Raw genomic sequence first — 20,331 nt, 5'->3', positions numbered from 1 at the left:
GCTGAGTCTTCGATGTCTTCGATGGTGGAACCGGGCGCTCGTCGCGTACTGCTTTCTCCCGGACAGGTTGCCGATGTACGCCGGCGGATCGGTGACTTCTCCGACCGGACCATCGCCGAAGCGTGTGCCATCGGGCTGGCGTACTGGGCGACGGGCCTGAGCCCCGACGGTATCGACCTCACCCCCGGCACCCTGTTCGCCGATGTCCTCGGCTGGGTCGACAACGGCGGTACGGGGCCCGCCGGTTGGGAGATCGGCGCGGACGACCTGAGCATCACCGTCCCGGAAGGCGTCGGGCCCGGCGATGCGCGGCTCGCGCTGGACGACCTGACCGAATTCCCCGACCGGCCCATCGGCACCATCTCCCCGTCCGGCGTGGCGGCCAGGCTCGAGGCACTGGCCGGGTGGAACGACACCGGGGCCGACCGGGTCCGCCCCACCATCGTGGAGATGTTCCATGAGCAGGCGCGGTCCCGGCCGGACGCCGTCGCCATCGTCGACGAACACCGGTCGCTGACCTACCGTCAGGCGACTGAATGTACAAGCCAGTTGGCCCACCACCTGATCGAGCGCGGCCTGCGCCCCGAACAGGTCGTCGGCATCTCACTGGGCCGCTCCGCCGAGATGGTGATCGGGCTGCTCGCCGTACTCCAGGCGGGATGCGCGTTTGTGCCGCTCGATCCGCAGTGGCCCGCCGCGCGCCGGGCCGTCGTCATCGACGACGCCCAGGTCGTGGCGCAGCTCAACGACGCGGGCGAACGCGACCCGGCCGAACCGGAGGCCGTGGCCGTCGACCTCGGCGACTGGCGCTTCGGGTCCCACCCCACCGAGGGCACCGGGGCCACCGTCCCCGGCAGCGCCCTGGCGTATGTGATCTTCACGTCCGGTTCGACCGGGCGGCCCAAGGGCGCGATGATCCGGCACGAGGCGATCAGTGAGCGCCTGCTGTGGCAGGGCAACGAGATCCTGGGCTTCGGCCACGACGACGCGTCGCTGTTCAAGGCGCCGTTGTCCTTCGACATCTCCATCAACGAGATCTTCCTGCCGCTGGTGCACGGCGGCAGGCTGGTCATCCTGCGGCCCGGCGGCGAACGCGACCCGCACCACCTGCTGAGCGTGATCGCCGAGCAGTGGGTCACCTTCACCTACCTGGTCTCGTCCATGCTGGACGTGCTGCTGGAGATGGTGGGCGACTCCGGACGGCTGGACAGCCTGCGCCATGTGTGGTGCGGCGGCGAGGTGCTGACCCCGGAGCTGTACGAGCGGTTCCGCACCCGGCTCGACATCCCGCTCTACCACGGCTACGGCCCGGCCGAGACCACCATCGGCGTCTCGCATGTCATCTACCGGGGCGCGGCCGAGCGCCTGTCGACATCGATCGGCAAGGCCAACCCGAACACCCAGTTGTATGTGCTGGACGACGAGCTGCGCCCGGTCCCGGTCGGAGTCGGTGGCGAACTGTACGTGGGAGGGTTCCTCCTGGGCCGCGGGTACATCAACGCGCCCGGTCTGACGGCGTCCCGCTTCGTGGCGAACCCCTTCGCCGGGGACGGATCGCGGCTGTACCGGACCGGAGACCTCGCGCGGTTCGCCCCGGACGGGTCGCTGGACTTCCTCGGCCGGGCCGACAACCAGATCAAGATCCGCGGTATGCGGCTGGAGATCGAGGATGTCGAGGTCGGTCTCGCGGAGCACCCCGGAGTGCGCTACACCTGCGTCGTCGCGAAGAAGAACGCGGCGGGCAGCAGCTATCTGGTGGGCTATGTGATCCCGGCCGCCGGGAGCGAGGACCTGCGCCCGGACGAGGTCAAGGGATGGGCCGCCGGGCACCTGGTGGAGTACATGGTGCCCGCCCATATCGTCGTGATGACGGAGTTCCCGCTCACCGCGAACGGCAAGCTCGACCGCCGTGCGCTGCCGGAACCCGTGATCGGGACGGGCTCGATCGTCCGGCCCACCACCGAGAACGAGCGGGTGGTGTGCGCGGCGGTCGCGAAGGTGCTGCGGCTGGACGAGGTCGGCGTCGACCAGGACTTCTTCCAGCTCGGCGGGGACAGCCTGCTGGCGATCTCGCTGCTGAGCGCGGTGCGCGACGCCGGTCTCCACCTCACGGCACGGCAGATCTTCACCAACAGCACGGTCGGGGCGCTGGCGGCGATGGCGAGCCGTGAGGACGCCGCCACCGCGGACGAGGGTGATATCGCGACCGGTTCCGTCATGGGATCGCCCATCGTGCGGTGGCTCGGCGAGACCACCGACGCGATCGACGGCTTCGTCCAGTCGGTCGTGCTGAACACCCCGGCGGAGCTGACCGCCGACGCCCTCGACGCGATCCTCGCCGCCGTGGCCGGGCGGCACGACATGCTGCGCGCCAGGCTGATACGTGGCGAACGCTGGAGCTTCGACATCCCGGCGGCGGACCGGGCCACGCCGTCGTGGCAGGAGAGCGACCGTCCGCTCGACGAGTGTGTCGCGCTCGCCACCGCAGGGCTGGACCCGGACCAGGGTGTGATGCTGCGTGCCGTCTGGCGACGCGAGGCACGGCAACTGGTCGTGGTCGTCCACCATGTGGTGATCGACGGTGTGTCCTGGCATGTCCTGATGGACGACCTGGCCACGGCATGGCGGCAGTTCGCCTCGGGCGCGCCGATCGAGCTCCCTGCGGTGGGCACGTCGTTCCGGCGCTGGACGCAGATGCTGGGAAATGCCACCTTCGACGCGGACCGTGGCTACTACGAGCGTCCCCTCCCGGGAGCGGACGGCCCCGTGGGCAGGCGCGCGCTCTCCCAAGCCGACACCGTCGCCCGGGAGCGGGTGCGGACCGTCTCGGCCGGCCCCGAGGTCACCGCCGCCCTGCTGGGCGAGATCCCCGCGAGGTTCCATGCGGGTGTGGGCGATGTGCTGCTGACCGCGCTCGCCGTCACCCTCGCCCGATGGCGCCGCGACCTCGGACAGGACCAGACCTTCGCGCATATCGAACTCGAGGGCCACGGCCGCGAAGGACGGTTCGTGGCGGACACCGCCGGCTTCGAGCCGGAGCTGTCGCGGACCGTGGGCTGGTTCACCACCCTCTTCCCGGTGACCGTGGACCCCGGAGCGGCGGCCGATTTCACCGCCCCCGACTACCTGGCCGCCGCGCTCAAGGCGGTCAAGGAAGACCTCGCCCGAGTGCCGTCCAACGGCGTTTCCTACGGCGCCCTGCGGTATCTGACCCGCACCGAGTTCGACGCCCCCGCACCGCAGGTGCTCTTCAACTACCTGGGCCGCTTCGACGCGGGCGCGTCCGGCAACTGGCAACTCAGCGCAACCACGGGCCAGTTGGGGGAGAGGCGCGACCCGCGAATGCGCCTGCCACGCCCTCTGGAGTTCAACGCGATCGCCGAACCCGCCTCCAGCGGCGCGTACGAGCTGATCACCACCATCTCCTGGCCAGACGGGATGTTCACCGACGAGGACATCGCGACCATCGGCGGGTACTTCCGGGAGACCCTGACCGCCCTGGCCGTGCTCGAGCAGGGCGGCCACTCGCCCAGCGACTTCGGCCTGGTGCGGCTCACCCAGGCCGACGTCGACGCCCTGGACGGCCCGGCGCTGCGGGACATCCTGCCGCTGACCCCGTTGCAGGAGGGCCTGTACTTCCATTCGGTCTTCGACGACGACTCGGCGGGCGCCTACGTCGAGCAGCAGTTGCTGAGGCTGGACGGCGAGGTGGCCGCCGACCGGCTCGCGACGGCGGCCACCCGGTTGCTCACCCTGTACCCGAACCTGGCGGCACGGTTCACGGCCCTGGCCGACGGCCGTGTGGTCTCCGTGCTGGAGAGCGGTGCGCGGGCGCCGTTCACCACGCTCGACGCCCCCGGGATCACCGACGCCGAGATCCGCGAATACGCCGAGCGGGACCGCCGCGCCGGGTTCGACCTGGCCACCGGCCCGCTGATGCGGTACACGCTCATCCGCGCGGGCTCCGGCCGGAACGTCCTGGTGCAGACCGTGCACCACATCATCGCCGACGGCTGGTCGGTGCCACCGATGCTCCGCGCGCTGCTGGCCGAATACCACGCGCCGGGGACCGTGTACCCGCTCGGCGGCTTCCCCGACTACGTACGGTGGCTCGCGGAGCGCGACGACGACGAGAGCGACCGGATATGGCGCGATCAGCTCGCCGAGCTGCCCGGGACCTCGCTGGTCGCCGAGGGGCACACCCCGTCCGGCCGATTCGCCGATGTCGCCGTGGCACCGGGGGACGACATCGACGCGGCCGCCCGGTCGGCCGGTGTGCCGCTGAGCGTGGCCGTGCACAGCGCCTGGGCGGTCACGCTGGGTGGCATCCTGCACGGCAGTGATGTGGTGTTCGGATCCACGGTGTCCGGGCGCGACGCGCAGGTGTCCGGCATCGAGGACATGGTGGGTCTGTTCATCAACACGATCCCCGTACGCGCCCGGTGGGCCGGTACCACCACGGCGCGCGAGCTGCTCGCCTCGGTGCGGGAACACCAGAGCGCGGTGCTGCCGCACCAGCATGTCTCGCTGGCGAGGATCGGCCGCCTGGCCGGCGCCGGAACCCTGTTCGACACCCTGGTGGTGTTCGATGTCGCCACCGATGTGGCCGACCTGCGGGGCCCGGGCGACGAACTGGTCATCACCGACATCGTGAACGAGGGCGCCCCGCACTACCCCTTGACGCTGGTGGTGGAGCGCGCTCCGGACGGCCGTCCCCGCTTCAACCTGATCTACGACGGTGAGCTGCTGCGGGAGGCGAGCGCCCAGGCGATCCTGAGCACGTTCACAAAGACCCTCACCGGCCTGCTCACCCGCCCGGACGCCCTGGTCGGCGAGGTGGCGCCGGAAGACACCCGGCGTCCCGCGCCGATCACTCCGACGACCCTGGGCGGACTGTTCGACGCCGCCGCGCGCCGCGACCCGGCGGCCACCGCCGTCACCCAGTGCGCTCTCGACGGCGGAACCCGCTCACTGACCTACGGTGAACTGGCGAAGGCGAAGAACGTGCTGGCCTCCGCCCTGCGCGCGGCCGGTACCGGGCCGGGCAGGCGCGTCGCCGTCGCCGTGCCGCGCTCCCTCGAACAGGTCGTCGCCCTGGTCGCGATCGTCACCGCGGGCGGCGCCTATGTACCACTGGACCTGGCCTACCCGGACGAGCGGCTGGAGTACATCCTCGCCGACTCCGCCCCGCAGGTCGTCCTCGTGGACCGTGAGCAGCGCGAGCGCTTCACCCGGCTGCTGGCCCGGGCGGGCGTGCCGGCCCGGGTGCTCGTACGGGGCGACGAGCTGCCGCGGTCCGGTACGGAGACCGGTACGGGGACCGGGCCGGAGGCGAGCCGGCACGACCCCGCCTACGTCATCTACACCTCCGGATCCACCGGCCGGCCCAAGGGCGTCGTCGTCCCGCACTCCAGTGTGGTGGCGCTGCTCGCGAACACCCGGCCCGCCATGGACTTCGGCCCGGACGACGTATGGGTCCAATTCCACTCCTTCTCCTTCGACTTCGCGGTCTGGGAGCTGTGGGGAGCGCTGGCGCACGGCGCCGAGCTGCTGGTGCCGGAGTACGGGCTGACCCGCTCACCGGTCGACTTCCACCGGCTGGTGCGCGAGCGCGGAGTGACCGTGCTCAACCAGACCCCGTCGGCGTTCTACCAGTTCATCGAGGCCGACCGGCATGCGGGCGAGCCGGTCACCGCGCTGCGCCGGATCATCTTCGGCGGCGAGCCGCTGGATCTCGGACGGCTGCGCGGCTGGGTCGAGCGGCATGGCACCGGTGCGCCCGAGCTGGTCAATATGTACGGCATCACCGAGACCACCGTCCATGTCACCCACCGGGTGCTGACCGACGAGGACTTCGGTACCGGCGGCGACATCAGCCCGATCGGCGGCCCGATCCCGGGCCTGGCCACCTATCTGCTCGACGACCGGCTCCGGCCGGTGCCACCGGGCCGGGTGGGCGCCATCTATGTCGCGGGCGACCAGGTCTCGCTCGGCTATCTGGGCAGGCCGGGGCTGACCGCGGGCCGTTTCGTGGCGAACCCGTTCGCGGCCGACGGCTCCCGCATGTACCACACGGGCGACCTCGCCCGCCGCACCCTCGACGGTGACCTGGAGTTCACCGGCCGCGCCGACGACCAGGTGCAGCTCAAGGGCTTCCGTATCGAACTCGGCGAGGTGGAGTCCGCGGTCAGGGGGCTGGACGGGGTGGTCGACGCGGCCGTCACCGTGGCGGACAGCGGCGACCACCTGGTCGCACATGTCGTGGGCCGGTTGCCCGCCGACGTCACCGCCCTGCTGTCCGCGAAGCTGCCCGTACATATGGTGCCGGGCCGGGTGCTGGCCGTGGACGCCCTGCCGCTGACGGTCAACGGCAAGCTGGACCGGAAGGCCCTGACCGCACGCGCCCGAAGGGGCGCGGGGCTGTATCCGAATGCGGCTCCGCCGCGGGGCGCGACCAGCCACGACGCACTCGCGGACGAAGACGCTGTTGTGGCCGCACTGCCTGTGCTCGTCGATATCTTCGCCGAAAGCTTGCCTGGCTCCGCCGTCGACGCCGACACCGACTTCTTCCGCGCCGGAGGCGACAGCATCGTCGCCATCACCGTCATCAACCGGGCCAGGGCGCTCGGCCTGCCGATCGCGCCACGGGATGTGTTCCTGTTCAGGACACCGCGCGCACTCGCCGAGCACCTGGGGACGAGCACACCGCACGCCGAGCCCCCCGCGCCCGCCCGCCACGAGGACGGCCCGCTGCCGCCGACCCCGATCATCCTGCGCCAGCGCGAACTGGGCGGATCCCTCACCCGGTTCGCCCAGGCCAGAACGGTGGTGGCCCCGGACGGCACCGGGTTCGCCGACGCCGAGCGCGCCGCGAACGCCGTCGTGGCCGCACACCCGGCCCTCCGGCTGCGGCTGCGCGTCGCACACGGGGTGTGGGAGCTGCGCACCGAACCCGTCCGCGAGGTCACGGTCGTACGGGCGGACACGGCCGACGCCACGACGGCGGCGAACGAGGCCGCCGGACACCTCGACCCCGAATCCGGGAACGTGGCCGCCTTCGCGTGGCTGGAGGCGAGCCGGACCCTGGTGGTCACCGTGCACCACCTCGCCGTCGACTCGGTGTCCTGGCTGATCCTGCTGGACGACCTGGCCGCCGCCCTGCGCGGGGCGCCCGTGCCACCGCCGACCACGTCCTACGCCGCGTACGCGCAAGCACTGGCGTCCCGGTCCGGCCACGTGGTCGACGACCTCGGGCACTGGCTCACCACGCTCCAGGCGCCCGCGCTCCTGCCCGCGGTCGAGCGGCCGCGCGAGACCACGGTCGTGCTCGCGCCCGAAGTGAGCGACCGCGTGACGCGTACCGCACCCACCGCACTCGGCGTCGGTCTCACCGAGTTGCTGTGCGGCGCGCTGCGCACCGCGCTGACCCGCGTCCAGCCATCGCCCACCGACCTCGCGATCGAACTGGAGCGCCACGGCCGGGTCCCGGCGCTGGAACACCACGACTACACCCGCACGGTCGGCTGGTTCACCTCCATCGCACCCGTGCGGCTCACGGCACACAGCGACCCCGTCGCCGCGGCGTACGAGGTGGCGGAACGCCAGCCGGACGAGCGCGCACACCTCGCCTACGGCCAACTCAGGTACCTCAACGCGCAGACGGCCCCGCTGCTCACCGCCCGCCCGCAGGTACTGTTCAACTATCTCGGCCGGGGCGGTGAGTCCCAGGCCCCGCGCCTGACCGGCGGCGATCAGGGCAGTCCGTACGCCGTCGAGGTCAACGCCTGGACCGACGCGGCCACCGGCAGCCTGCACGCCGTCTTCACCCTCGCCGAAGGCATCCCGGACGAGATCACCGACCACTGGCGGAGCGCCCTGGAACGCATCGCGGACGCCTCCGCGACCGCCGAGCGCACGGCACCGGTCACCCCGCTCCAGCGGGGCCTGTACTTCCAGGCCCAGATGGCGGGTTCGGCGGGCCACTACGTGGCGCAGAGCTGGTTCACCTTCGACCGGCGCCTGGACACCGGCGCACTGGCCGAGGCGATGGCGTATGTGATGGCGCGGCACCCGGTGGTGGCCGCCGGTTTCGCCACCGACGACGACGGAAACCCCGTCCAGGTGCTGGCGGCGGGCCGGCGCGTCCACGTCCGTACGGTCGAGCTCACCGGCGAGGCGGACGTCGAGGCGCTGCGCACCCGGGACCGCGATACGGGATTCGACCCGGGTGAGCCGCCGCTGATCCGGATGACCGTGGTGCGGCTGCCCGGCGACCGCGACGGGCTGCTGCTCAGCTACCACCTGCTGCTGTGGGACGGCTGGTCCCGCGAGATCGTGCTGCGGGACCTGTTCGACGCCTACCAGGCCGTTCTCGATGGCGAGTTGCCCGACCCGGCCCCGGCCACGCCGAGCTTCGAGGACCACGCCCGGGCGCTCGACGCCCGCGACTGCGCCGTATCGGAACGCTTCTGGGCCGAGCATCTGGCCGGTCTCCCCGGCCCGACGCTGCTCGCCGGACCGGCGCCGTCCCTCTCCGACGAGCTGCCGCGCGCGCTCGTGCACACGCTGTCCGCCGAGCGGTCGGAGCTGCTGCGGGCGGCGGCCAGGGCACACGGCGTCACCCTGAACTCGGTGCTGACCGGCGCGTTCGGCCTCCTGCTCGGCGCCCACACGGGTCGCGGTGACGCCGTGTTCGGCGTGACCGTCTCCGGCCGGGAGGGCGAGGGGCTGGACGGCATCGTCGGCGTGCTGCTCAACACCGTCCCCATGTGGACCCGGGCCCGGCCGGACGACACCGTCGGCGCATACCTGGCGGACGTACAGGCGGCCAGGGTCGAGGCGATGGTCCATGAGCATCTGGGGCTCGGCGAGATCCAGCGGGCCACCGGGCACGACACCCTGTTCGACAACCTCTTCGTGCTCCAGAACTTCCTGGACATGGACGCGTTCGCCGAGATGAACGCCAGGCACGGCATCACCTCGGTGACCGCCGACGACTCCACCCACTACCCGTTCACCTGGGTCGTCACCCCCGGCGACCGGCTCACGGTCAAGCTGGAGTACCGCGACGAGGACACCGCGAACGCCCGGCGGCTCCTCGACGACTATCTGCGCGTTCTCGACGACCTGGCCCGGTCGACCGGGCCGGTCGGCGCGCTGCGCGGACTGGGCCCGGAGCCCCTGCCCGCCGAGCGCATGGACATCGGCACGGACACCGTGGTCGACCGGTTCGACCGGGCGGCGGACCGCCACCCGGGGCGGGTGGCGCTCGTCGCCCACGGCTCGACCATGACCTTCGCCGAGCTGCGGGACCGCAGCCGCGCGGTGGCCGGTGTGCTGGCCGGGCGCGGCCTCGGCCCCGAGACGACCGTGGGCCTGGCGATTCCGCGCTCCCTGGACTCGATCGTGGCGCTGTTCGCCGTGCTGCGGGTGGGCGCCGCGTATGTGCCGCTGGAGCTGGACCACCCGGACGAGCGGATCGCCGCGATCGTCGCGGACGCCCGCCCCGATGTGATCCTCACCGTGAGCGCCGTGTCCCCCCGGCTCACCGGCGAGCTGATCGAGCTGGACCGCCCGCTGCCCGAGGCCGAGCCGTATCGGACGTATCGGCCGCAGGACCCGCATCGCCTGCGGCACCCCGCGTACACGATCTACACCTCGGGCTCGACCGGGAAGCCCAAGGGCGTGGTGACCGAGTACGCCGGGCTGACCAACATGCTGATCAACCATCAGCGCCGGATCTTCGAGCCGGTGCTGGCGGACCACGGCCACCAGGTCTTCCGGATCGCCCACACCGTGTCGTTCGCCTTCGACATGTCATGGGAGGAGCTGCTGTGGCTCGCCGACGGCCATGAGGTGCACATCTGCGACGAGGAACTGCGCCGTGACGCGCCCCGGCTGGTCGAGTACTGCCTCGAGCACCACATCGACGTCATCAATGTGACCCCGACCTACGCACAGCAACTGGTGGCCGAGGGGCTGCTCGACCACCCGGAGCGGCGTCCGGCGCTGGTGCTGCTGGGCGGCGAGGCCGTCACCCCGGCGCTGTGGCAGCGGCTCGCGGAGACCGAGGGGACGGTCGGCTACAACCTGTACGGACCCACCGAGTACACCATCAACACCCTTGGCGTCGGCACCTTCGAATGCCAGGACCCGGTGGTGGGGGTGGCGATCGACAACACCGATGTGTATGTGCTGGACCCGTGGCTGCGGCCGCTGCCGGACGGCGTTCCCGGTGAGCTGTATGTGTCCGGCATCGGCATCGCCCGCGGCTATCTCGGGCAGCCCGACCAGAGCGCGCACCGCTTCGTGGCGTGCCCGTTCGGCGCACCCGGTGAGCGGATGTACCGCACCGGCGACCTGGTGGCCCGCCGGCCCGACGGCAACCTGATGTATCTGGGCCGCATCGACCAGCAGGTCAAGATCCGGGGGCACCGGGTCGAACTGGGCGAGGTCGAGGCCGTGTTCGCCGCGCATCCGGCGGTGCGGTTCGTCGCCGCGGTCGCCCAGCCCGATCCCCAGGTCGACGGCGCCTACCGGCTGGCCGCCTACCTCGTCCTGGACGGCTCGGACCTGGCGGCGGTCGCCGCCGACGTGGCCACCGGGCTGCCGGACTTCCTGCGCCCGACGCACTACGCCCAGGTCGACAGCATCCCGCTGACCGTGAACGGGAAGGCTGACACCAAGGCGCTGCCGGAGGCCAAGCCGCTGGGCACACTGACCACGGCGGGGGAGCGGGGACCGCGGACCGGCAACGAGACCGTGGTGTGCGCGTTCTTCGCCGAGGCACTGGACCTGGATGACGACGAGGTGAGTGCGGTGAGCGATTTCGTGTCCCTGGGAGGGCACTCCATGCTGGCGGTGCGGCTGATCGGGCTGCTCCGCCGCGAGTACGGCCCGGTGATCACCATCCGTGATCTGTTCACCCTGCGAACCCCGGAAGCGATTGCCCGCCACCTTGATGACCACTCCTGACACCCAGCGGCCCCGCCCGGGGGCCGACATCCTCCGGACCGCACTGCGCCGCAACGTCGGCGCCATGACCTGGGGCACCGTCCTCATGGGCCTGTACCAGGCCGGTGAGACCGCCTTCCCCATCGCGCTCGGCCTGATCGTCGAGCACACGATGCGGGACCGTAGCCTCGGCTCGCTCGGCCTGGCCATCGCCGCGCTGGCGGTCATCATCACGACGGTGTCGCTGTCGTGGCGGTTCGGGATGCGCGTCCTTCAGAAGGCCAACACCACCGAGGCACACCGCTGGCGGGTGAAGGTCGCGGCCTACGGCCTCCAGCCGGTGGCCAGGGACGTCGACCTGAAGTCCGGCGAGGTGCTGACCATCGCCACCGAGGACGCCGACCAGACCGCCGATATCATCGAGGTGGTGCCGCTGCTGGTCAGCTCGCTGGTGGCGGTGCTGGTCGCGGCGGTCGCGCTGGGCCTGGCCGACATCCGGCTCGGCCTGCTGGTGATCGTGGGCACCGTCGCGATTCTGTCGATCCTGAGCGTGCTGTCCAAGCGGATCGGCTCCAGCACCCGCGAGCAGCAGGCCCGGGTGGCACGGGCGGGGGCGAAGGTCGCCGACCTGATCACCGGCCTGCGCCCGCTGCACGGCTTCGGCGGCAACCACGCGGCGTTCGGTTCCTATCGCAGGGTCAGCACGGAGGCGAAACACCAGGCGATCACCGTGGCCAAGGTCAACGGCGTGTACGCGGGCACCGCCCTGGCCCTCAACGCGGTCCTCGCCGCCGCCGTGACCCTGATGGCGGGCTCACTGGCCTTCAGCGGCCGGATCACCATCGGGGAACTCGTCATGGCCGTGGGGCTGGCGCAGTTCATCATGGAACCGCTCAAACTGTTCTCGGAGATGCCGAAGTACATGATGATGGCGCGCGCGTCCGCCGAGCGGATGGCGCTGGTACTGTCCGCCCCGCCGGTGGCGGCCGACGGGCGGGAGCGCCCGGCCGCGGGCGCAGACCTCGACCTCGACCGCGTCCGGTACGGCTCGCTGCGCGAGCTGAAGTTCCAGGTGGCCGTCGGCGAGTTCGTGGCCATCGCCCCCTACCAGCCGCGTGCGGCGGCCGACCTCGCGTCGATCCTGGCCGTGAAGGTCCCGCCCGGCGCGTACGAGGGGGCGGTGCGGGTCGGCGGTCGGGAGCTGGCGGACCTGTCGATCGAGGCGGTCCGCGAGCACATGCTGGTGAACCCGTACGACGGGGAGATCTTCGCGGGCACCCTCGGCACGAACATCGATCCCTCGGGCACCAGCCGGATGGTCCCCGAGGCCGTCGAGGCGTCCATGCTGACCGATGTCGTCGCCCTCCACCGTGAGGGACTCGACTACGGCGTCCGCGACCGCGGCGCGAACCTCTCCGGGGGACAGCGCCAGCGGCTGTCCCTGGCCCGCGCCCTCGCCGCCGACACCGATGTCCTCGTCCTGCACGACCCGACCACAGCCGTCGACGCGGTCACCGAGCAGCTCATCGCGCGCAACATCGCGAAGCTGCGCCGGGACCGCACCACCATCGTGATCACCAGCAGCCCGGCGCTCCTGAACGCCGCCGACCGGGTCCTCGTCCTGGACGACGGCGTCATCACCGCCGAGGACACCCATCGCCATCTCCTCGCCACCGACCAGGACTACTGCCTGGCGGTGGCCCGGTGACCCGGTCGACTAGCCGAGCGCCCAGGCGACATCCCTGAGCAGGGCGTGCCGCCAGCCCGCCCGGTCGTGGCCGGACGCCGACCGCGAGATCCGTACGGTCGCGCCGGACCGCTGGACCAGGGCCTCGGCCAGCTCGCAGTGGGGGAGCATCCGCCTCTCGTGCTCCCCCACGTCGAACGCGACCCGCAGACCGGACAGGTCGGGGCGCTCCCGCAGCCGCGCGGCCATGGTGCCGCCGACCGGGCCGCCCATGGGGTCCGGCAGATCCAAGGCGCCGGGTGTCCACCAGAACGACCCCGACTGACAGGCGACACGGGAGACCAGGTCCGGGAACTCCAGCGCCGCGTACAGCGCGCTCAGCCCGCCCAGGCTCTGCCCGGCGACCACCAGCCGGTCCGGGTCGGCGGGTGCGCCGGATTCCGCCACCAGTGGCAGCAGTTCGTGCCGGACCGCCTCCCACAGCGCGCGGTCGCACCCGAACTCGGCCTCCCGGTCCTTGCTCGGCAGGAAGACCAGTGTGACGGGCGGCATCTCGCCACTGGCGACGGCCGAGCCGAACGCGGTCATGGCCGGGTGCAGATACAGCCAGTCGTCCCCGTCGAGCAGCAGCACCACGGGTCCGCCGCCGCCCACCGGGTGGACGCGTACGGTGCGGCGCCCGCCGAGCCGTGCGCTGTTCCAGCGGATCCGGGTGTGCGGGAGGGGCAGTACGGCATCGGCGGCGATGACGGGCCAGTGCGGCTGGGCCGGGGCGTCCGGGGTCGCCGCGATGGACCGGTCACCGCCCGCGCCGAGCGGGTTGAACGGGTCGGCGTGCGCCGCGTCGCCCGCGAGGAACTGGTAGGTCACCCGCAGCCGCGCGGGCATGGGCACCTCGGCGTACCAGCAGTCCGTATCCGCCCACCGGCGCAGGGGGACCGGCTCCGACCAGCTCTCGAAGCCGATACTCGCCGGAGAGCCGCGCCACAGGAACAAGGTCGTCCATCCGCCGCCGGCGGGCACCGACGCGGGTGTTCCCGCCGCCGCCCAGAACTCGTCGGTGCCGGGTGTGCCGGGCAGTCCGAACGCGACGAAGGCGTTCTCCCCATCGGTCGCACTCAGGCGCATCAACGTCTCCTTGTGAGAGGGAAGGGACAAAGCTAAGCTGCTGTCAATTAGGCGAGGCTAACCTAAGTTTGACCTGTGAACCGCCCCGGCACCCAGGAGAGTTCCGGCAGATGCTCTGCACCAGACTGACGAACGCCCGCTTCCTCACCATGGACCCGGACCACCCCGTCGCCCACGACCTGGGCGTGTGGCGGGGCCGGATCGTGGGCCTGGACGACGCCGTGACCTCCCTGCCCGCCCGCGAGGTGATCGACCTGGCGGGCGCCACCGTGCTGCCCGGATTCATCGACCCCCATGTGCACCTGGCCTGGACCGGGTTCAAGCAGCGGACCCCGAGCATCGCGGGGCGCACCCGGATCGACGAGGTGCTCGCCGTCGTGGCGGAGGCCATCACCCGGACGAGCTCGCCCGGCGCCTGGGTGAGCATCGCCGGCTACGACCAGCGGGCCCTGGGACGCCATCTGACCGCCGCCGAACTGGACCAGGTCAGCCACGGGCGCAAGGTGTTCATGACGCACGAGTCCGGGCACGGCTGCATGGTCAACTCCGCCGTCCTCGAACTGCTTCCCGCCGGCACCCCGCACCGGAACGGCTTCCTCGCCGAGGGCGCCATGGGCGCCGCCCGCGCTCTGCGCCTCCCGCACTCTCAAGCGGAACTGGCCGAGGCGATCGCCCGCGCCGCCCGCACCTGCCTGGCCGAGGGCGTCACCGCCTGCGCCGAGGCGGGCATCGGCGGCGCCCTCTTCGGCCACAGCCCGGTCGAGCTGGGCGCCTACCAACTCGCCCGCGAATCGGGCCTGTTGCGGCTGCGCGTACAGCTCATGGTGTCCGCCGACCGGCTGCGCCCGGTCGGCGCGCATGAAGCCGACGGCATTCCCCGGGCCCTCGACCTCGGCCTGCGCACCGGATTCGGCGACGACCGGCTCTCGGTGGGCGCGCTGAAGATCTACACCGACGGCGGCATGATGGCCCGGACCGCCGCGCTCAGCAGCCCGTACGAAGGGCTCGATCACACGGGTGAGCTACAGGACGACCCGCAGGCGCTCGCGGACACCATCGTGGACGGCCATCTGGCCGGGTGGCAGCTCGCCGTCCACGCGATCGGCGACCGCGCCGCCGACGTCGCCCTGGACGCCCTGGAACGGGCCCAGCGCCTGCGGCCGCGCCCCGACGCCCGGCACCGCATCGAGCACGCCGGACTGATCCGCCCCGACCAGCTTCCGCGCCTCGCACGGCTCGGCATCAGCGCCGTCGTCCAGCCCAACTTCCTGCGCCGCTTCGGCGACGACTATGCGGCGATCATGGGCGAGGAACGGGCCCCGTGGCTCTACCGCGGCAGGGCCTTCCTGGACCACGGCATCCCCCTCGTCGGCAGCTCCGACCGGCCCGTCACCGACGGATCTCCGCTGCGGGCCATCCAGTTCATGGTCGAGCGCACCTCCGAGTCCGGCCAGGTGATCGGCCCGGACGAGGGCATCACCCTCGACGAGGCCCTGCGGGCCTACACGGTCGCGGGCGCTCTCGCCTGCCACTGGGAGGACAGCCTGGGAAGCCTCACCCCGGGCAAACTCGCCGACCTCGTCGTGTTCGGTGACGACCCCCGCCGGGTCGACACCTCGCGCATCGGGGACATCGAGGTGGTGGCGACATACCTCGACGGCCGGGAGACCGGGATCCGCGCCGGATGAGATGAACCACGCCGACCTGCTCACCGACCGGATTCCCCGACCGTGGAACCGAGGAAGGAAATCCTTGATCACGGCTACGCCATGCCCTGCCCCGCTGCCGCACGCCCGCCTCGCGCCGCTGTCCCGCGTGCGCGGCGCCCGCCCGGAGGACGCCGCCGCACTCGCCGAACTGTCCCGGCCCTTCGTGTGTTCGGGGGCGCTGCGGGAGCGGCCCGCCACGCTCTATGCCACCCGCGCGGCCGACTTCCTGGTGGCGCGGGCCCCCGATGGCACCGTCGAGGGCTGTGTGGGCCTGCGTACGCACCCCGCCGGCCCGGGGGAGGGCCACGGGCCCGCGGGCGTGGTGTACAACTTCTGCGTGGCCGGGCCGAGTCAGGGAAGCGGAGTGGGAGCCGGGCTGCTGCGCGCCGCGCTCGCCAGGGCGCGGGGCCAGCGGCTCGGTGCCCTGTTCACGGCGACGACCGGCGGTGGCGGCCTGTTCCTCCGGTATGGATTCACGCCCACGACGCTGCGCCTGGCGCCTTCGCGCTGGGTGGAGTCGCTGGACCCCCGGCGCGATGCGCGGGTCCTCGGGCTGAGCTTGTGACCGCTCGCCTTGGGCGATGCCTGGGCCGACTCGTTCCGGTTTCTTCGGCCCGGGGTCATGAGTCTTCGGCCGACTATGGCCGGTTCCCGGGCAGTGCTGGGACGCGGCCCACCGCTGGCTCCGCCACCAGATCTTGGAGGTCTCCGCCGGACTCAGAGTCTGACCCCGGCACAGGCTTGCCAGGGGCCACAACGGAAAACCGTGTGCGTTCGGGTGGGCCGGGGCGTAATGATGTGGGTGTGTCACGTCCTTTTGAAGAGCTTGTCGCCGAAGCGGAGTCGGTTTCCGTGGAGGGTTGGGATTTCTCCTGGCTGGATGGCCGGGCGACCGAGGAACGCCCGTCGTGGGGCTATCAGCAGGCGATGAGTCGGCGGCTGGCGTTGGTGTCGGCGGCGCTTGATATTCAGACCGGCGGTGGTGAGGTCCTGGCCGGGGCGGAGAAGCTGCCGCCCGCGATGGCAGCGACGGAGTCCTGGCCGCCGAACGTGGCCAAGGCGACCAGGCTGCTGCACCCGCGCGGGGTGGTGGTCGTCGCCGACCCGGACGAGCCGCCGCTGCCGTTCGCCGATGCGGCGTTCGACCTGGTGACCAGCCGGCATCCCGCGACGGTGTGGTGGTCGGAGATCGCGCGAGTGCTGCGACCGGGTGGGACGTACTTCGCCCAGCACGTCGGGCCCGCCAGCGTGTGGGAGCTGGTGGAGTACTTCCTGGGGCCGCAGCCCGAGGCGCGCCGGAAGCGGCATCCCGACGACGAGAGCGCAGCGGCGAAGGCCGTCGGCCTGGAGATCGTCAACGTGCGCACGGAACGGACGGCGATGGAGTTCTTCGACGTCGGCGCCGTGATCTACTTCCTCCGCAAGGTGATCTGGACGGTGCCCGGCTTCACCGTCGAGCAGTACCGCAGCCGCCTGCGCGAGCTGCACGACAAGATCGAGGCCGAGGGCCCGTTCATCGCCCGCTCGTCCAGGACCCTCATCGAGGCGCGCAAGCCTGAGCGCGCGTAAGAGCTCGCGGAGACGGGCGTGCCCTCGTCGGCGGCGGTTCGGCCGGTTGTCCCAGCGGTGGGTGGTCCATGCCCGGCGGATGCGGTCCAGGCACCGCCACGGAGCCGATGGAGCCGTATCGCGGCCCGGCTCCTCCCCGTCGCCGCCCTCGTGCTCGGAGCCTTGCTCGCCGGGCCCGCGCCCGCCGCGAACGCCGCGGTCACCCTCACCAAGGTGGGCAACTTCGGCTCCAATCCCGGCGCGTTGAACATGTACGTGTACAAGCCGGCGTCGGTGCTGCAACTGGTTCCAGGCCGGTGACAATCGGCGTGACCAGGGCGAGGCCCTGTCGATTCGGCAGATGGCCGACCACGCCGTCGCGGCATACGGCGGGGACTCCAAGCGGTCTGTCGAAAACCACCGAACTCGCCGTGGCCGAGGTGGCGCGCACCCTGGCCGAGGACCCGGACGAGCTGGTGCGCGCGCACCGCGGCTGGTGGAACCGCTTCTACCGGCGCAGCCTGCTCTCCGTACCCGACAAGCGGATTCAGGACTTCTACTGGATCCAGCTCTACAAGGCCGCCTGCGCCACCCGCGCCGGAGGACCCTCGATGTCCGAATGGGGTCCCTGGTACCCGGAGACCGGCGGCAGTTGGACCGCGGTCTGGTGGAACCTCAACGTGCAGATCGCCACCTGGCTCATCCAGGGCTCCAACCACCCCGAACTCGGCTCCGTCACCTCCACCTTCAAGGAGTTCGAGAAGAATCTGCCGCTGTCCCTTCCGCCCGAGATCCCAAGCGAGCAGATCTACGCCCTCTCCCACCCCTCCGACTGGACGCTGCGCCCCGGCGCCCACACCGTCGGCGTCCCCGGCACCCCCACCAAGACCGACAACAACGGCAACCTCTCCTGGGCCGTGCACAACGTCTGGCTCAGCTACCGCCACACCATGGACATCCGCATCGTGCGCGACGTCCTCTACCCGATCCTGGTCAAAGCGGTGAACTACTACGACCACTTCCTCTACGAGGGCGGCGACGGCAAGCTGCATCTGCCGCTCACCCGGTCCCCGGAGTACGCGGACGCGGTGGACTGCACCTACGACCTCTCTCTGCTCCGCTGGGGCTGTGCCACTCTCCTGGACTGCCTGCGCATCCTCCGCACCGACAACCCACGCGCCGGGCGCTGGCGGGAGATCCTGCGGCGGCTGGTCGACTACCCGCGCGACGCGACCGGCGTCACGATCGGCGCCGACACACCACTGGCCGACTCCCACCGCCACTTCTCGCACATGCTGTGGCTGTACCCGCTGCACGAGCTCACCTGGGACCGCCCGGCCGACCGGGACATCATGCGCACCACCGTCGACCACTGGACCGAGGACCGCAGCCTCTGGGCGGGGTACAGCTACGCGGCGGCCTCCTCGATGGCGTCGCGGATGGGGCGGCCCGACGACGCCCTCGACTTCCTCACCACCTTCACCGGGAATCTCTTCGACGAGTCCCATATGGACTGCTACATGACCGCGAACACCATGTACGCGGAGGACACCAACCTGGGCATCGAGAGCCCGCTGAGCGCGGCCCAGTCGATCCTCGACATGGGGATACAGAGCCATGGCGGCGTCGTTCGGGTCTTCCCGTCCGTCTCACGGCGCCGGCCGGACGTCTCGTTCCAGGCCCTGCGCGCCCAGGGCGCGTTCCTCGTCGACGCGGACCGCTCCGGCGGCAGGACCCGGTGGGTGCGGGTGCACAGCGAGGCGGGCGCGCCACTGGTGCTCCAGCACGGCATCGCCGGCGCCATCGACGTACGGGACGAGCACGGCCGTCGGCTGCGGTACCGGGAGACCGGACCCGGCCGGATCGAGATCCCGCTCGGCCGGGACGAGACGGCCGTCGTCGCCCCGCGCGGCGCCCAGCCGGATCTGCGACCGCGCGACGTACCGGCCGTCGGCGACGCGAAGCCATGGGGGCTGCCGGACTGAACCGGGGCTCCCCTCCCGGCGGCCCGGGGCGACGCCTCCTGCCCCGGGCCCGCTGAGCAGGGGTGTGTCAGGTGAGCAGCCACATGTAGGACGAGGTGAGGCCGGAGGCCAGCCAGAACGATCCGGAGGCGATCCCGATGATGATCAGTACCGCCAGCGTGCTGTCTATCTTTTCCACCCGCGGAGACGGACGCCGGGGCTCCATGTCATGTGAACTCACCCGTCCACCTTATATGGCAAGAAGTGGGTGTGTGTGGCGGCTTGTTGAGGACGCCGGCAAGGCGACGTGATGGGAGCCCGGATCGACCGGCGGCGATCGGGCATCGGCCCGGGCCCTTCAGCAAGGAGTGCTGACCGAGGGTCCACCTGTTCACCCGCTCCTCGTTGAGCCCGGTCGGTTCACCAGAGCCGGGCGTCATCCGGTGCCGGTCGCGGTGCCGCTCAACGGAAAGCCGCCGCACAGGTCTTGACCTACTCCACACACCACCCGCAGAGTGCTCGGTAATGCGCATAGGTAATGCGCATTACCGGACGGCGGGGAGAAGGAATCAAGCGTGGAGCAGTCGAGGAAGCGGGCGAAGCCGGGACGGAATCCGGGCTCGGTCGGCCGTACGTCACGCCCGCGGCAGGCGGAGGTGGCCCAGCTCGCCGGGGTCTCACAGGCCACGGTCTCGCTGGTGCTGTCGGCCCGTACGGACGGCAAGGCGGCGACGATCTCCGAGGAGACCCGGGAGCGCGTCCTCGACGCCGCCCGCAGCCTCGGATACGTACACGACCCGGCCGCGCGGCGGCTGGCCGCCGCCCGCAACAACCTCCTCGGTGTCTTCAGCTTCACCGCGACGTTCCCGACGGACGTGCAGCACTCGTACTACCCGTTCCTCGTCGGCGTGGAGCAGGAGGCGGCCGCCCGCGGCTACGACCTGGTGCTCTTCACCGGGTCGAGCGCGGGCGGGCCGGACGCGCTGAGCCGGGTGCGGCTGGCCGACGGCTGTCTCTTCCTCGGCCGCCACGCGCCGGGCGCCGAGCTGGGGCGGCTCGTGGCCGACGGGTTCCCGGTGGTCCACCTGGGCCGCCGCGAGGAACTGGAGGGGCTGGCCTGGGTCGGTGCCGACTACGTCAGCGCCAGCCGGGCCGTCGTGGAGCATCTGGCGGCGCTGGGTCACCGGCGCATCGTCCTGGTGCGCGAGGACGACGACGCCCCGGCGTCCACGGACCGTCAGCGCGGCTTTCTGGAGGGGCTGGCGGCCGTCAGCGCCGACGCGGGCCCGCGGGCGGTGCTGCGCTGCGCCGACCCGGCGCGCGAGGTGACGGCGGAGCGGGT

The 20,331-nt window shown here is 71.7% G+C and carries 9 protein-coding genes; 8 read left to right on the top strand and 1 reads right to left on the bottom strand.

Annotated features, from left to right (window positions below; all coding sequences use genetic code 11):
* Nucleotides 1-21 precede the first annotated feature (21 nt).
* Nucleotides 22-10,974 (top strand): non-ribosomal peptide synthetase, encoded by a 10,953-nt coding sequence (locus tag KN815_RS14910; protein ID WP_216342423.1) that lies wholly within the window; start codon nucleotides 22-24, stop codon nucleotides 10,972-10,974.
* Nucleotides 10,961-12,661 carry an ABC transporter ATP-binding protein gene (locus KN815_RS14905; RefSeq protein WP_216342422.1) on the top strand — a complete coding sequence of 567 codons (1,701 nt, stop codon included), beginning with the start codon at nucleotides 10,961-10,963 and terminating at the stop codon, nucleotides 12,659-12,661. The genes KN815_RS14910 and KN815_RS14905 overlap by 14 nt, the downstream gene beginning before the upstream one ends.
* Before the next feature lie 9 nt (nucleotides 12,662-12,670).
* Here KN815_RS14905 and KN815_RS14900 read toward each other — a convergent pair whose 3' ends face one another.
* Nucleotides 12,671-13,768, bottom strand: a complete 1,098-nt coding sequence (locus KN815_RS14900) for an alpha/beta hydrolase-fold protein (RefSeq protein ID WP_216342421.1) — start codon at nucleotides 13,766-13,768, stop codon at nucleotides 12,671-12,673.
* A 110-nt stretch (nucleotides 13,769-13,878) separates the two neighbouring features.
* Here KN815_RS14900 and KN815_RS14895 point away from each other — a divergent pair, with 110 nt between their 5' ends.
* From KN815_RS14895 to KN815_RS14870, 6 genes are all read left to right on the top strand, one after another.
* On the top strand, nucleotides 13,879-15,456 hold the full coding sequence (locus KN815_RS14895) for an amidohydrolase (RefSeq protein WP_216342420.1): 1,578 nt from the start codon (nucleotides 13,879-13,881) through the stop codon (nucleotides 15,454-15,456).
* Nucleotides 15,457-15,520: 64 nt separating this feature from the next.
* Nucleotides 15,521-16,042, top strand: a complete 522-nt coding sequence (locus tag KN815_RS14890) for a GNAT family N-acetyltransferase (RefSeq protein ID WP_253208978.1) — start codon at nucleotides 15,521-15,523, stop codon at nucleotides 16,040-16,042.
* 239 nt (nucleotides 16,043-16,281) lie between these two features.
* Nucleotides 16,282-17,046 carry a class I SAM-dependent methyltransferase gene (locus tag KN815_RS14885; protein WP_216342418.1) on the top strand — a complete coding sequence of 255 codons (765 nt, stop codon included), beginning with the start codon at nucleotides 16,282-16,284 and terminating at the stop codon, nucleotides 17,044-17,046.
* 150 nt (nucleotides 17,047-17,196) lie between these two features.
* Nucleotides 17,197-17,346 (top strand): hypothetical protein, encoded by a 150-nt coding sequence (locus KN815_RS51865; protein ID WP_216342417.1) that lies wholly within the window; start codon nucleotides 17,197-17,199, stop codon nucleotides 17,344-17,346.
* A 110-nt stretch (nucleotides 17,347-17,456) separates the two neighbouring features.
* Nucleotides 17,457-19,010 carry a glycosyl hydrolase family 95 catalytic domain-containing protein gene (locus tag KN815_RS14875; protein ID WP_253208977.1) on the top strand — a complete coding sequence of 518 codons (1,554 nt, stop codon included), beginning with the start codon at nucleotides 17,457-17,459 and terminating at the stop codon, nucleotides 19,008-19,010.
* Nucleotides 19,011-19,564: 554 nt separating this feature from the next.
* On the top strand, nucleotides 19,565-20,331 hold a 767-nt coding region (locus tag KN815_RS14870; RefSeq protein ID WP_216342416.1), incomplete at its 3' end, for a LacI family DNA-binding transcriptional regulator.

This window comes from Streptomyces niphimycinicus (genome assembly GCF_018883605.1).
In the GTDB taxonomy this organism is placed as follows: domain Bacteria; phylum Actinomycetota; class Actinomycetes; order Streptomycetales; family Streptomycetaceae; genus Streptomyces; species Streptomyces niphimycinicus.
This window is presented reverse-complemented; position numbering and strand designations above follow the sequence as displayed.

What these genes read in the sequence shown, in the direction of transcription:
- KN815_RS14910 (WP_216342423.1), top strand. Translation starts at nt 22, where the DNA reads ATGGTGGAACCGGGCGCTCGTCGCGTACTGCTTTCTCCCGGACAGGTT.
- KN815_RS14905 (WP_216342422.1), top strand. Translation starts at nt 10,961, where the DNA reads ATGACCACTCCTGACACCCAGCGGCCCCGCCCGGGGGCCGACATCCTC.
- KN815_RS14900 (WP_216342421.1), bottom strand. Translation starts at nt 13,768, where the DNA reads ATGCGCCTGAGTGCGACCGATGGGGAGAACGCCTTCGTCGCGTTCGGA.
- KN815_RS14895 (WP_216342420.1), top strand. Translation starts at nt 13,879, where the DNA reads ATGCTCTGCACCAGACTGACGAACGCCCGCTTCCTCACCATGGACCCG.